Origin of the sequence: Aestuariibius violaceus (assembly GCF_040779325.2) — a bacterium.
In the GTDB taxonomy this organism is placed as follows: Bacteria; Pseudomonadota; Alphaproteobacteria; order Rhodobacterales; family Rhodobacteraceae; genus Aestuariibius; species Aestuariibius violaceus.
Genome location: NZ_JBFONT020000001.1, coordinates 228,378 through 240,717, shown reverse-complemented (window position 1 = coordinate 240,717; position 12,340 = coordinate 228,378). Strand labels below are relative to the sequence as shown.

Genomic DNA, 12,340 nt, shown 5'->3' with positions numbered 1-12,340 from the left:
GGCAGCGACGGAATTGCTGCTTGGGTCCGACCGTCCTCGCATTGGAAGGACGTCTTGGAACGTGACCTATGAAACATCTTATCATTCCTGCCTTGCTGGTTTGCTTTGCCGCCACCCCGGCGCTGGCGAACGAATACGTCAACTCCGACTACGTCTACGGATACTCCGCGACGATCGAGGTCGGCGACGACTACGAGGCTTCAGGGTTTGGTATCGCCGGACGCTTCAGCGTCAGTCCCGACGGCAAGATCGTGGGCGACTGGCGGCAGTATTCGGATGAGATCTTCGGCTTCGACGTCGACGTGAATATCGGACAGTTGGGTTACCGTCACACTTTGGCACAGGACCCGGGGTATGCCTTTTCGGTCGCTGCCGGTGTCATCGGTGGTAATGTCGAGACCGATTTCGACGACGTTCTGGAGAGCTTCGGTGTAGAACTCGAGGACTCGACCTATTTCGTCGCTGCCGACATAGAGTTCGGGATCGGGTCGGCCGGTGTTCTGGACGGCGAGATCCAGTTTACCGGGATCGAGGGCAGCGAATGGTCTTCGAAACTGGGATATACCCAGTATCTTGCGCCGAATTTCGGGATCCGGGCTGCGGGCCGTTTCGGCGAGGATCTCAATCAGTACGAGCTGGGGGCGGTCTTCCGCTTCTGAGCGTATCGGGGGCGGCTTTCGGGCCGTCCCCACCCGTGATCAGGACCGCGGCTTGCTGCGCCAGGTGTCGACCCAGCGTGAGAACCGGCCGGTCTTGTCGTCGTACCATGCATCGGCCCGGTCGACGCGGGGAGAGATGTAGCGGCGCTTGAAGCGCAGCCAGCGGGCGGTGACGAACCAGATGAACGAGATCACGAGGATCCAGCAGATGATCGCGATCCAGGGGATGATCCGGACGTCAGGGCCATCGACGGCGCGGATCGTGACCGCGTTGGGATAGATCGAGAGATATGGGATCCGGACGCCGTAATGGCGTATCGCAGCCCATCTTTGGTCATCTATATCGCGAGTTCTGAGGGCGCTTGCTTGAGTTTGTAGGTTGGCGGTATCGAACTTGAAATAGGGCGGCCAGCCCCACCCTGTGTCTTCGTTGCGATACACCATTGGGCGTCCATTAGGCAGTTCCGTTTGGATGAAGAAGACGTCGCGGGTATCGTTTACGGCCTGCCCCGCATCGGGCTGGGACCAGAAGAGCGTGTTCTCTCCGCCCAGATCCACCCGGCGGACTTCGGTTTCGACCACGCGGACGACATCGGTCTGCGGCAGCGTATAGTAGAGGAAGCCTGCGAGGATCGTCGCCAGCGACCCCCAGAAGAGCCATTTCAGATAGAATGCCATTGCCGCCTCACATGTGGTTCACAGTGTAGATGATCGTGCCGATCACTGCCAGCGGCACGACATAGACCAGAAGGATCAGCCGCTTTCTGAGCGAGCCGTCATAATCGACCATCCCGCGCTTGACGAACTCGTCCTTTTCGGCGGGAGAGATCGACGGGTCGCTAAGGCGTTCCAGTTCGAATTCCCGTTCGAGTTTCTCGCGCCGGGCCATGCGCGAATAGATCGAAACGCAGAAATAGACGACGGTCAGGACCGCCAGAAGCATGACCAGAAGCCGGACGAACGCCATTTAGTTCCTCCTTACCGCGCCCCAGGGGCCGACCCGTTCGATCAGACGCTCGGTGTCGCGGTCGCGGGCCGTGTCCCTGCGGTCGGGTGCGTTGTGGCCGAACAGCGCCTCGCGCGTGGCGGCCTTGTCTTCCATGTAGTCGCGTTCGAGGAAGCGCGCCACATAGTCTTTCTTGGGATCGGACCAGTCGCGGTAGGCGGCATAGAACGCCTCTTTATGACAGATGAAGAGCTGGCGGATGTCGAGCGGGCAGAGCTCGGCCAGCAGCATGTTGACGAGGTCTGCATCCGTGTGGGGCGCGGCGCGCAGGCCGTAGAAATAGGCCGGATGCTCGCTGGTGATCGTGGGCCAGGGCCCGCCGCCCTCGGCCCAGCGGAGAAGCGCGGCGAGGCCATGGAACGTCTCTGGCAGGATATCGTGGTAGCGCCGGGCGAGCGCGCGCATCTCGCCGCGGGTGCCGCGGCCGATGCTATCGCCCATGGCGCCGGCCACGTCGACGATGATGAAGTCGAGCTTCTGGCGCAGGATCCGGGCCGCGTCGATGCCACGCGCCTCGATGATCGGTTCGGTCAGGCTGTTTTCCTGCAGGAACTGGGCGATGCCGGTGCGTTCCGAGAGGTCGAGGACGCGTTTCACCGGCAGCTCGCCCAGGTCTTCGGTATCCCCCGCAGTGATGACGGCGGGCTTTTCCATGTCGCGGAAGACGTAGAGGCCGCCGAAATGGTCGGTCCAGAAGTTCCCCTGTTCGAACTCGCCTTCGTTCAGCGTGATCGGATTGCGGCTGACATCGCCGGTTTCCTTGGCGATCGAGATCATCTCGGCGATCAGGACGTCATCGAACCAGGCGTCTTCCTCGGTCTTGAAGTGGATGATCTTTTCGCGCAGCTCGGCCGCCTGCCGGACGGCGCCGCCGGTCGTGTCGGCCTCGACCCGGATCTTGCGGATATCGAAGAGGCGGGCGGCGGTGGGCACGCTGTAGACGGAATTCACGAGCTCGCCCGCCACCGCGTCGCGGGCGGTCAGCGCGAAGAGCTGCGCCTCATTTTCCTCGATGAACTGGCGGAGGATGCCGCGGGAGGTGGAGAACTTCATGTTCAGAAGCGGCGCGGCCTTCTGCTCGGTCGTGAGCAGGATGAACTGCCGGTTCACGCCCGCGTGGTTGAGGTAGAGGTCATCGCCCAGCTCGTCGGCGATTTCGGGCGAGTAGCCGGAGATGTCGATGTGGAACTCGGTGAGGGCGGTCTGCTGGCCCGTCAGATGGTCCAACGCGCGGTTGTAGCGGTCGACCCAGACGGGGGACGAGACCTCCACGAGGTTCCCGAACATCAATCCCCGTTCAATTAGTCGCCGCATCGTCCCTCCTACTCCTAAAAATGGCTATTTTTGCCTGATTTTCAAGGCGTTGCCTTACCATTCCACCTCTTTCCAGCGCTTGGGGAAGCTGGCGATGGTGAGCACCATGACGGGCGCCCAGAGGATGGAGGACATCGCGCCCAGGCGCAGGAAGTACCAGACCGCGCCGCCGTCGCCCGCCAGTTCCGGCGGCATGCCGCGGGCGAGATAGAGGGCGAGCATGGTGAGCGCAGAGGCGATGAGCAGCAGGAGCGTGGAGAGGAGGCCCAGGCGGATCAGGGGGCCCACGCCTTCGGGGAAGACGGGGAAGAGAAGCCGCGGGATGACCCAGCCGAGGGCGCCCAGGAGGAGCGCGGGGAAGATCAGCCCGTCGGTGATCATCCCTGCTTCTCCGCCAGATACCGGCGCTTGGCTTCCTCCATCCGGCCCATCTCGCGCACGGCGTTTTCGATGGCGACCTCGTCGGATTTGTCGGCATAGCGGAATTCGCTGTCGGCGTAGCGGTTGATCTCCTGGATCACCATGTCGGTGGTGATCGGCACGCGCAGTTCCTCGATCATCGCCTTCTTGGTGTCGTAAGGCTTGAAGAGGAAGAGGTCGGGGTCCTCCATCCATTCATCCGGCAGCTCGAAATCCATCGCACGGACCTTCACCGCGTCGGTGATGTTCTTGATCGCGCGGCCGGTGAAGCGTTCGTCGGCCTCCTGGATCGCCTTGAGGTAGGTGCCGAGCTTGGCGATCGTGTCGAGCTCGCCGATCTGGCTGTGGACCTGGTCGAAGACGCGGATCAGCCCCTCTTCATGGGGTTTCGAGTGGCTGGCAAAGCTGGCCGAGACAGCCTTCTTGATCTCCTGCGCCTCGAAGATCTCGTGATCGCCGACGGGAATGTCGTGGTTGCGGCCCATCAGCAGGTAGAGGATGTCGATATAGTCCTCGCGCGTCCGCGGCCCGTCGACGAGGAAGCGGGCGCCGGCCCGCTGGCGCAGGGCGTCATCGACGTTTTCGGGGTAGTTCGAGAACATGCCGAAGGTGCAGTTGCCGCGCACGACGGTGTTGGCGCCCGCGAAGCTTTCCATCAGCACGGCGGTGATTTCGAGCTGGCCTGCGGACGACTGGCGGTCGCCGCGCTTGCCCGCCAGCTGGTCGATATCGTCGATCGTGCCGAAGCCGATCACGCCGGGATCGATGACATTGTTGATGAAGGCCTTGGCATTCTGGCCCGACTTGCCTTGGTAGCTGTCGATATTGTCGGTCGAGAGGTTCTGGTAGCGGAAGGCATAGCCCGCCGTTTCGCAATAGCCCGAGATCAGCCCCGCCATCATCTGGATCAGGGTGGTCTTGCCGGTGCCCGGCGCGCCGTCGCCCATGAAGGTGAAGATGAAGCCGCCCAGCTCGGCAAAGGGGTTGAGCCGCCGGTCGAAGTCGTAGGCCATCAGCATCTTCGACAGCCGCAGCGCCTGGTACTTGGCGATGTGATTGCCCACGACCTCGTTCGGTTGCTTGAACGTCATGGTGAGCGTCGTGCCCTTGCGGGCGCGGGCCGGCGCGAAGCCGTCGATGACGAAATCGTCCGCTTCGACCCGCCAGGAGGCGCCGGTGAACGCGTCCAGCCGCGCGACCCCGCTGGACCGGGCGGCGACCTTTTCCATCAGCGCCTCGGCGAAGGCGAGAACGGTCGCGACCATCGTGCCGTCATCCTTGGCGAAGCGGGCGAGGTCCTGGTCAAGCTCCCACAGGATGCCGTGGAGCGCGAGGGAGCCGTTTTCGAGCAGTAGCTCCTGCACCTCGCCGACCTCGACCGTTTCGCTGCCGACCTTGTCGGCCAGCAGGAAGGCAACGGCGGAGCCGAAGACATGGGCGGTGGCCAGGGCCTCGACCGCCAGAAGCTCGGTGAACTCGCGCTTGCGGTCGTTGGGGAGCGCGCTTTCGAGGTTCGCGCGCTTGAGGTCTGAGAGGCCGGAGCGATCCGCGACCTCTTCCCCCAGCGCGAGGGCGATGGCGAGCGCCCGGCGGAGGCCCTGAAGGACCGCGGCCTGAATGGGAGAGACCAGCGCATCCTCGGCTTCGGCGCTTTCGATCCGCTCGATCAGGTGGACGCCTTCGGGGCGGTGCGTCCTCTGGGTGACGAGGCCGGGGGTGGTGGAGCGAAACCGCCGCCGCGTCCCGATCCCCGAAGAGCGTTCCGGTGCCGGGGCCGCCGCCCCTCCGCTGGCGATCCGGGGCGAATGGTCGAACCCGTCCATCAGCGCGATCGCGGCGTCGTATTGCCCCGTCACCGCCTCTTCGCGCAGCTCCATCTGATTGCCGCTCTGGCTCATCGTTTCGCCTCTTCAAATGTCATTGACGTCAATCTCACCCTTGGCACCCCCGGCGACGAGAATGCGCCGTTATCGATAGCTCACCACCCTGCCGCCCGCGCCGACCACGAACTTCCGCACCGAGGAGAACCCCGGCGGCCGCGTCTCGGCCAGAGCCTGATAGACCCGCTGGGGCAGGATGATCGAACGTTCCAGCGTCGTCGCGCCCAGATCAACGACGCCCTGCTGCGCGAACAGGTCAAGCGCGAAGATCTCGCGGTCGACGCTGCCGAACCAGCCGGCTTTTTCCTGCTCGACGCGTTCGCTGACCAGGTTCTCTTCCGTCCAGACCAGCGCCCAATCCTCGCCCTCGGGGGCGCGGGCGGCGGCCATGACCTCCTTCAAGGGGCCGGTCTGGCTGGTGAAGGCGTGGGAATACATCGGGCCCACGTGGAACCGACGCAGCCGCTTGGGATGCAGGTCGTCGAAATCCCGGTCGAAGCCGCGGGCGATGGTGACAAGCTTGAGGTGAGCCAGCGCCTGGGCGATCAGATGGGCCTGCACGGCGGGCCAGCGCCTGTCGTCCTTGGGCAGCGCCGTGCGGCCGGAATCCTCGACATCCATCAGATAGATCGTGGGCAGGTTCACCTGGCTGTCATAGACCGCCCAATGGAGCAGGAACCGCCGCCGCTGGCCGGTATTGCCCTGCCAGAGGGCGACCGGGTCGTTGCGCGCCCAGAAGAGCTCTCCCGTCGCCATCTCTTCGTAGTAAAGCCGCTGGCCCATCGCGTATTGCAGGGATGTCGGGATCTGGAGGTCACCGAGGATGACCCGCAGCATCTCGTCCTTCAGCGCCTCGGTGCTGCGTCCCTGGGCCAGGTGGCGGTTGGCCTGCGCGGCGTCCGAGGCCATCTCCAGCAGCTCTGAAAAGATGGGAAAGCCGCTGCCGGACCGGTCGAAATCCAGCTGTCCGGCCTGGGCGTAGCGGCCCGCGAACATGTATTTCCAGCGCAGGGCCCGGAACGTCCAGGTGAGGCCCACAAGGTAACGGGCCAGCACGTCGACGTCCTGCCGGGCCAGATGACCTTCCGCCTCCATCAGGGCAGCGACCCGGGCGAGATGGCCGGTTATCGCCTCGAACTTGCGGAAATAGCGCCGCGTGATGCGGGTGTCGTGGAGCTGGGTCGCGGCCGCGTCGGTCCCGGTCATGACCGCAGACCCTGCGAGAACGGGATGCGCGCGGTCATCCTCATCTTGCCGGAAATACCTCGGGGGAGCCGCCCCGTGGGCGGCGGGGGCAGCGCCCCAGAAACCGTTTCAGATACGGGGCCGGATCCAAGGCCGAAGGCCCTGCAGGTCATGCCTGATAGAGGTTCTTGTCGTGCTTCTCGACGATCTTCTCAAACCGGCGGGCGAAGCGTTCGTCGGCCTTCGCCTTGGCCTCCAGGATCTCGCGGGCAAAGACCATGTGGCCCTCATGCGCCTCCATCATTTCGGCCATCCGTGTGTTGGTGGCGGATCCGATGGCGGCCATCGCCGTCTGCGCCTCCTGATCGGTCTTCACCCCGATCTCGTTGATGCGGTGGGCGACGTCCTGCTGTTGCGCGGTCTTGAGCGACTTGGTCAGCGCATCATAGAGCACGACCCGCTGCTTGGTGTCCGTCTGCAGCTTGTTGATCAGCACCATCTGGGTTGCTGCTTGGTTCTGCAGGCTGTCCGTCCAGGTCTTGCCCTTTTCGATATAGCGCTCAAGGGTTTGGGACTTGGCGAGCTTCACCTGCTCTTCCTGGACCAGTTCGTTGTAGCGGGTGTTGAGCTCGGCCAGTTCCGTCTCCAGCCGGGTGCGGGCGGCGGCGTCCTGTTCGACCGAGATCTTGTTTTCCAGCTCGATGATCCTGGGGTCCATCGCGGCAACTTCGGTGCGGACCGTTTCGAGCTCGGCAACCGTCGTCTCGCGCTCTTCCAGGGTGCCGGTCAGGTTCGTTTCGACCTTCTGCTTCTGTTCGTTCAGCACGTCGAGCTGGCCTTGCAGAAGCTGCACGATGACATCGGATTTCGAGATCAGGTCCTGCAGCTTGTCATCGACGCTGGCCGTCCGCATCCGCTCTTGCCGCATGGATTCCGCCTTGGCCTTGGCGAAGACGCCGACCACGCGTTCCCAGCCGGTTTTCGACCGCATCTCGTCGAATTCCTTGGAAAACTGGGAGGTGACGTCGTCGAGGCCCATGATCAGCTCGGCGATGTTGGCGTTCATCGCGTCGGTATGGGTATGGACGTCTTCGAGGGAAGCATTCTCGATATCGACCGAGATATCGGTGCCGTCGGCCATCTTCTGGCGCGCCATCTCGATCCGGCTGGTCAGCTCGGAAATCTTGCTTTGTGCCGCGGCAACCTGCTCCTGGCTCTCCCGGATCTGGGCGTCGAAATCGGCCATGTCGAAATCCCCTCGTTAATCTGTCCCTGCCCGTCATATGGGCCGTCCTTGCATCATTTTCATTGCAGAACGGGGGGATTGCGCAAGGGGTTGTGGCAAATTCGGCGCGGAAGGTGTTGTCAAGGTCCGGTTTTCCGGTGCCTTTTTGAGGGGAAGGAGAGCGCGATGCCCCGGACCGGACCCCGCAACCTGATCACCGATGTCGATGGGCTGCGTGTGGGTAACGTGTCCCACGAGCGGATTGCGACGGGGGTGACGGTTCTGATTGGCGACCGGCCGTTCGTGGCGGGGGTTCACGTGATGGGCGGGGCGCCGGGGACGCGCGAGACGGATCTGCTGGCGCCGGACCGGACGGTGCAGGAGGTGGATGCGCTGGTGCTGTCGGGCGGCTCTGCCTTCGGGCTGGATGCGGCCTCGGGCGTGGCGGATGCGCTGGCCGAGACGGGGCGGGGATTTGCGGTGGGGCCGCATCGCGTGCCGATCGTGCCGGGGGCGATTTTGTTTGATTTACAAGAGGATGGCCGGTGGGACGAGAACCCCTATAAGGCGTTGGGTCGGGCGGCATTGGATGGCGCCGGGGAGGAGTTTGCACTGGGCCGTGCAGGCGCCGGGACAGGGGCGACGACGGCGACGGCGCGGGGCGGGCTAGGCTCCGCCTCGGAGGTCTTGCCTGGCGGCGGGGTTGTCGGAGCGCTGGTGGCGGTCAACGCGCTGGGCTCGGCGCTGGTGGGTAGCGGGCCGCAGTATTGGGCGGCGCCTTGGGAGATCGGAGATGAGTTCGGGGGCCATGGGGCTGCTTCGGACTATCCGTTGGAAATCAGGACGAAAATCGGGGCGCTCGGGGGCAGCACGACGATCGGGATCGTGGCGACCGACGCCGCCCTGACCCAGGCCGAGGCGACGCGGATGGCGGTCGCGGCCCATGACGGGCTGGCCCGGGCGATCGTGCCGGCACATACGCCGCTGGACGGCGACCTGATCTTCGCCGCCGCCACCGGAACCGGGCCGAGGCCGGACGGGCCAGTAGAGATGGCCCTGTTGTGCCACGCCGCGGCAACGTGCGTTGCGCGGGCGGTGGCGCGCGGGGTCTTCGAGGCGAATCGGGGGTAAACACCCTTGTTTTTATGGAAAAGGCCATGTCGGCGTTCGGTCGGCACTCTGTCGGCTTTCTGTCGGACATCGAAAGGACGGGATCCCGCGGTAACGGACCGTTCTGCTGCACTGCAGCGCAACGGGAGAAACGGTTTCGGGATCCGCGGTCGGATTGTATGCTGCCGCCCAGACCGCCTGTTTTCTGCATTTGGAGAGATGATTTTCATGAAAGTCCTGGTCGCGCTGGCATCGGCCGCAATCGTCATCGGAGGCGGCAGCATGGCCGAGACGCGCGCAGGTGATGCCTTTCGGGAATGTACCCTGACTTCGGACGTGGACGGGTCTGTGATCGAACTGGCGCGCCCCGCGAGCGAGCTTGCGGCTATCGGTGTGGCGGCTCCGGATTCCGGCGGGACGGATGTCGAGTTGGTGGTTGATGACGGAATGCGTGTGTCGGTGAAGAAGTCGGGCAGAATTTTCAGGATTACGGCCACGACGGCCGACTGGGTGATGTTCAACGGTATCCGAGTTGGTCTGAGCCGGGAGGACACCCTTTCAATCATCCCACTGGAGTATGATCCGGAGGCCCGGGAGGGGAAAACGCTTGCCTTCGCGAACCCGTCCTTCAGGGGCAACCTGTTGGACATGTGCATGAACGAGATCACGTTTGACAGCGCGGACCGGGTCGAGGTGATCGAGATCACCTGGACGCCGATGAGTATCTCACCGGCCCGGCCGCCCCGGGTTCCGTTGCCGATGCTGGATCAGGATTGAGAGGGGGAGGTGGGCAGATTGCCCAGCCAAGCCGGCTACGCGTGCTGAGATGGAAGGTTGCCGGCCTGCGCGTTGACATGGCCGATGGCGGCAGCTGCGATGTCCTGCAGGACCTCTTTCGGTTGTCCGGCGCGGGCGAGCGTCAAGATGGAAACCGCGGCGCCGAAGAGGGCGTTGGTGGCTTCCTCGGATGAAACCCCATCCTCTTCCAACCGGTCACGGAAGAACGCTTTCATGGTATCCAGCCTGTCGCGAATGCCCGCCTTTATCTCCACCGAATGGACCTCGAGCTCTCCCGCGGTATTGATGATGAGACACCCCTTCCGGGCCGGATCATCAATCGCCGAAGTGACGAGCCGGTCGAGGTATTGAGAGGCGCCCCGCAAGCCGGGCAGATCCACCTGCATATGCGTTCGAAAACGTTCTCCGTAGCGGTCGAAGGCGCGTTCGAACAGGTCCCTCTTGTTGCCGAACGCCGCATGGAGGCTACCGGGGCGCACCCCTGTCGCTTTCGCGAGGTCCTGGATCGAGACCGCGTCGTAGCCCCTGGCCCAGAACAGATCTGTCACGGTTGAGAGGACTGTGTCGGTGTCGAAGGTTCTTGGTCTGGCCATGCTCTGAAATATTTTTGGACAGTCGACCAAATATGCCTTATCTGTTTTTTGGTCAATCATCCAAAAATGAGGTATCCAATGAAGGACGTAGCGGGAGTCATTCTAGGGGCGTCGTTCCTTTTCCCTGTCCCAGCGGTTGCGGAGACCGGGGCTGAGATCATCGAGAGAGAAGCGTCGTTCTATGAAGCGTTCATTGACGCGGATGCCGAGATGATGGCGGACATCTTTGCGGACGGGTTTCTCTATCAGCACGGCTCTGGCCAGGATTTCGATGAAGCGTCCTTCCTGGGCCTGATTTCAAGCGGAGCGGCTGTCGTCACCCGTGCCGATGCGCCCGATCTGCGGATCGTGGATTTCGGCGACACGGTCGTGACGTCCGGGGCCAGCCGGGTGGAAGGCCGGATCGGGGCGGATCCGTTCGGAGGTCAGTTGCGGTTCGTCAATGTATGGCATCTGGAAGATGGCGCATGGCGGCTGCATCACCGTAACTCGCAGTTTGTCGAGTGATTGCTTTGCTGCTTCGCCCGTGAAGCCGACCGATGAGATGCGCAAGCCGCTTGGCTCCAATCCTGAGCGTTTTGTCTTCGGCTCTGCCGGCCCGGATCGAGCGGTACCGCCGCTGCCCGAGCAAGCGCCTGACCGGTGAGGAGGATCAGCAAAGGGTTCAGTGGACTTTTTGCCCGACGAACGCGGTCTGGCGCTTTGGGGACAGAGCGCTGCCCGTTCATTTTGTGGGACGAGTTTGGCTGCCATCAAGTGCGTCGTTCCGCCGTCGCTGCGCCAGCCCCCGGTCAGGCGCTCGCCCGGCGCCAGGGCGTCAAACGAACCGAGCCCCTTGATCTGAGGTTGCGCGTCTGGGCCTAGGTCCCGGCGCGAAGCCGGATTGCTTGACATGCCATGGGGCGGAAGCGGGTTGCGAAGGGAAGAGGGGGGCGGATTGCCCACCTCAGGCTGGTTTTCAGAACCTAGCGGAGGAGAGATGCCTCATGCCGTTTCAGCGAGGGTCGAGCCGACGCGCCGAAGCTGTCGACGGAGACAGCAAGCTCTGGGAAGATTGTGAACAATTCTTCGCGCTGCGCCTCTTCGACCGCGGTGAGACCCGTTTCGCCGGGATGAAAGCTTTCGCAAGGGGCACCCTCGGCAAATATGATCTCATGTTGGTCGAAAAGGATATGGAAATACTCGATTTCGCCGCCTTCGCGCCTGAAGATCCTATCGGATCCGACAAGGTGCTTTGCCGGAACGAGGACTTCCTCCTCCGCAAAGTACAGTTCAGCTTGCCAGCCTGACAAAAGCACCCTGTGCTAGGGGGACAAGGTGAGCGCGCGTTCATTCCCAATCGCACCGGGGGAAAAGACGATCGGCGCCAGATTACCTTTTGCAGCGACGGTCTTGCGGCCGATCCAGCGAATTTCTTGCGGTCCGTTATCGAAGGTCTCGACCATGTCGCCGACGCCGAGAGCCTCAACAGCTTTTGGACCATCGGTAGTTCGGATGATCGTCCCCGCGCTGAAACAGAAGACAAGATCCGCATATGCTTCAGTCGCGATGGGATCGCCGATTGCTATCGTAAGCTCGTCACCGGGGTTCAATTCTATCGTCGACGCGAAGCCGGCCCACGTTGCTCCGGTACCGTCGTCAAGCGTGATATAGACGAGAGTACCGGTCTCGCCCGTAGTCTCATTGGTCACGGTTGACTCGGCGGCGTTGTAGATTGACTGACCGGCGGTTCCCACCAAGACACCATCGATAATCAGGTCTTGCTCCAAGACCTGATTCAGTCCTGGGTCCTGAACCTGCCCGCCTGTGTCACTGTCGTCGTCAAAAATTGGGATCATCATCGGACACCGACACGACATCGGGAGAGCCCGAAACTGTCGTCGTTGTTCCCGATCCAAATACGGCGAGAGCGCCGTCTATTCCTGGTGCTATTCCCAGATCTGCATTCGAATAGATAAAGAAGTCAGGCATATACGCCTCCTGAACTGGAGAGGACCAAGTGTCGTACCGAGCGTCGTCCGGGGGGCGTCCTTAATTCTGAAGTCGAGAGTGTCCTTTACGTCTGGGATGGTTTCGTTGTTCGAGAGCCCACACTCGAAGTTGCCGGTGCGTCATCTACCATAGGTAGATAATTCTATCTAATTAAAGTT

13 protein-coding genes and 1 pseudogene are annotated in these 12,340 nt (G+C 62.8%); 4 read left to right on the top strand and 10 right to left on the bottom strand.

Translation table 11 applies throughout. The features are described from left to right. Positions 1-68: 68 nt before the first annotated feature. Positions 69-659: a hypothetical protein gene (locus tag AADZ90_RS01195; protein WP_367311298.1), complete on the top strand. Its 591-nt coding sequence runs from the start codon at positions 69-71 to the stop codon at positions 657-659. A 39-nt stretch (positions 660-698) separates the two neighbouring features. Here AADZ90_RS01195 and AADZ90_RS01190 read toward each other — a convergent pair whose 3' ends face one another. The 7 genes from AADZ90_RS01190 to AADZ90_RS01160 all read right to left on the bottom strand — a co-directional run bounded on the left by AADZ90_RS01190 (position 699) and on the right by AADZ90_RS01160 (position 7,710). Further along, the gene (locus AADZ90_RS01190) at positions 699-1,337 is read right to left on the bottom strand and encodes a DUF1523 family protein (RefSeq protein ID WP_367311299.1); all 639 of its coding nucleotides are present in this window, start codon (positions 1,335-1,337) and stop codon (positions 699-701) included. 7 nt (positions 1,338-1,344) lie between these two features. Beyond that, positions 1,345-1,626 (bottom strand): hypothetical protein, encoded by a 282-nt coding sequence (locus AADZ90_RS01185; RefSeq protein WP_367311300.1) that lies wholly within the window; start codon positions 1,624-1,626, stop codon positions 1,345-1,347. Continuing rightward, positions 1,627-2,979, bottom strand: a complete 1,353-nt coding sequence (locus AADZ90_RS01180) for a DUF6638 family protein (RefSeq protein ID WP_367311301.1) — start codon at positions 2,977-2,979, stop codon at positions 1,627-1,629. A 54-nt stretch (positions 2,980-3,033) separates the two neighbouring features. Continuing rightward, complete coding sequence (locus AADZ90_RS01175) at positions 3,034-3,360, bottom strand: hypothetical protein (RefSeq protein ID WP_367311302.1); 327 nt, start codon at positions 3,358-3,360, stop codon at positions 3,034-3,036. Then, a complete protein-coding gene (locus AADZ90_RS01170) occupies positions 3,357-5,297 on the bottom strand; it encodes an AAA family ATPase (protein WP_367311303.1) in 1,941 nt (646 codons plus the stop codon). The genes AADZ90_RS01175 and AADZ90_RS01170 overlap by 4 nt, the downstream gene beginning before the upstream one ends. Positions 5,298-5,366: 69 nt before the next feature. After that, positions 5,367-6,485, bottom strand: a complete 1,119-nt coding sequence (locus tag AADZ90_RS01165; protein WP_367311304.1) for a hypothetical protein — start codon at positions 6,483-6,485, stop codon at positions 5,367-5,369. A gap of 148 nt (positions 6,486-6,633) precedes the next feature. Next, positions 6,634-7,710, bottom strand: a complete 1,077-nt coding sequence (locus AADZ90_RS01160; RefSeq protein WP_367311305.1) for a hypothetical protein — start codon at positions 7,708-7,710, stop codon at positions 6,634-6,636. Between the two features lie 165 nt (positions 7,711-7,875). Between AADZ90_RS01160 and AADZ90_RS01155 the strand changes: the two genes are divergently transcribed. Continuing rightward, the gene (locus AADZ90_RS01155) at positions 7,876-8,820 is read left to right on the top strand and encodes a P1 family peptidase (RefSeq protein WP_367311306.1); all 945 of its coding nucleotides are present in this window, start codon (positions 7,876-7,878) and stop codon (positions 8,818-8,820) included. A 207-nt stretch (positions 8,821-9,027) separates the two neighbouring features. After that, positions 9,028-9,576, top strand: a complete 549-nt coding sequence (locus AADZ90_RS01150; RefSeq protein WP_367311307.1) for a hypothetical protein — start codon at positions 9,028-9,030, stop codon at positions 9,574-9,576. A gap of 35 nt (positions 9,577-9,611) precedes the next feature. Here AADZ90_RS01150 and AADZ90_RS01145 read toward each other — a convergent pair whose 3' ends face one another. After that, complete coding sequence (locus AADZ90_RS01145) at positions 9,612-10,190, bottom strand: TetR/AcrR family transcriptional regulator (protein WP_367311308.1); 579 nt, start codon at positions 10,188-10,190, stop codon at positions 9,612-9,614. Positions 10,191-10,268: 78 nt separating this feature from the next. On the opposite strand from AADZ90_RS01145, the gene AADZ90_RS01140 reads away from it, so the two are divergent. After that, positions 10,269-10,697, top strand: a complete 429-nt coding sequence (locus tag AADZ90_RS01140) for a nuclear transport factor 2 family protein (protein ID WP_367311309.1) — start codon at positions 10,269-10,271, stop codon at positions 10,695-10,697. A gap of 458 nt (positions 10,698-11,155) precedes the next feature. Here the strand turns inward: AADZ90_RS01140 and AADZ90_RS01135 are convergent. Both AADZ90_RS01135 and AADZ90_RS01130 read right to left on the bottom strand, forming a co-directional pair. Then, positions 11,156-12,028: pseudogene (locus AADZ90_RS01135) on the bottom strand (Hint domain-containing protein). After that, the gene (locus tag AADZ90_RS01130) at positions 12,012-12,161 is read right to left on the bottom strand and encodes a hypothetical protein (protein WP_367311566.1); all 150 of its coding nucleotides are present in this window, start codon (positions 12,159-12,161) and stop codon (positions 12,012-12,014) included. The pseudogene AADZ90_RS01135 and the gene AADZ90_RS01130 overlap by 17 nt, the downstream one beginning before the upstream one ends. Positions 12,162-12,340 lie beyond the last annotated feature (179 nt).

Excerpts from the sequence above, each read along its gene's own strand:
- AADZ90_RS01140 (WP_367311309.1), top strand. The coding sequence starts at position 10,269 with ATGAAGGACGTAGCGGGAGTCATTCTAGGGGCGTCGTTCCTTTTCCCT.
- AADZ90_RS01185 (WP_367311300.1), bottom strand. The coding sequence starts at position 1,626 with ATGGCGTTCGTCCGGCTTCTGGTCATGCTTCTGGCGGTCCTGACCGTC.
- AADZ90_RS01145 (WP_367311308.1), bottom strand. The coding sequence starts at position 10,190 with ATGGCCAGACCAAGAACCTTCGACACCGACACAGTCCTCTCAACCGTG.
- AADZ90_RS01170 (WP_367311303.1), bottom strand. The coding sequence starts at position 5,297 with ATGAGCCAGAGCGGCAATCAGATGGAGCTGCGCGAAGAGGCGGTGACG.
- AADZ90_RS01175 (WP_367311302.1), bottom strand. The coding sequence starts at position 3,360 with ATGATCACCGACGGGCTGATCTTCCCCGCGCTCCTCCTGGGCGCCCTC.
- AADZ90_RS01160 (WP_367311305.1), bottom strand. The coding sequence starts at position 7,710 with ATGGCCGATTTCGACGCCCAGATCCGGGAGAGCCAGGAGCAGGTTGCC.
- AADZ90_RS01190 (WP_367311299.1), bottom strand. The coding sequence starts at position 1,337 with ATGGCATTCTATCTGAAATGGCTCTTCTGGGGGTCGCTGGCGACGATC.
- AADZ90_RS01195 (WP_367311298.1), top strand. The coding sequence starts at position 69 with ATGAAACATCTTATCATTCCTGCCTTGCTGGTTTGCTTTGCCGCCACC.
- AADZ90_RS01155 (WP_367311306.1), top strand. The coding sequence starts at position 7,876 with ATGCCCCGGACCGGACCCCGCAACCTGATCACCGATGTCGATGGGCTG.
- AADZ90_RS01180 (WP_367311301.1), bottom strand. The coding sequence starts at position 2,979 with ATGCGGCGACTAATTGAACGGGGATTGATGTTCGGGAACCTCGTGGAG.
- AADZ90_RS01130 (WP_367311566.1), bottom strand. The coding sequence starts at position 12,161 with ATGCCTGACTTCTTTATCTATTCGAATGCAGATCTGGGAATAGCACCA.
- AADZ90_RS01165 (WP_367311304.1), bottom strand. The coding sequence starts at position 6,485 with ATGACCGGGACCGACGCGGCCGCGACCCAGCTCCACGACACCCGCATC.
- AADZ90_RS01150 (WP_367311307.1), top strand. The coding sequence starts at position 9,028 with ATGAAAGTCCTGGTCGCGCTGGCATCGGCCGCAATCGTCATCGGAGGC.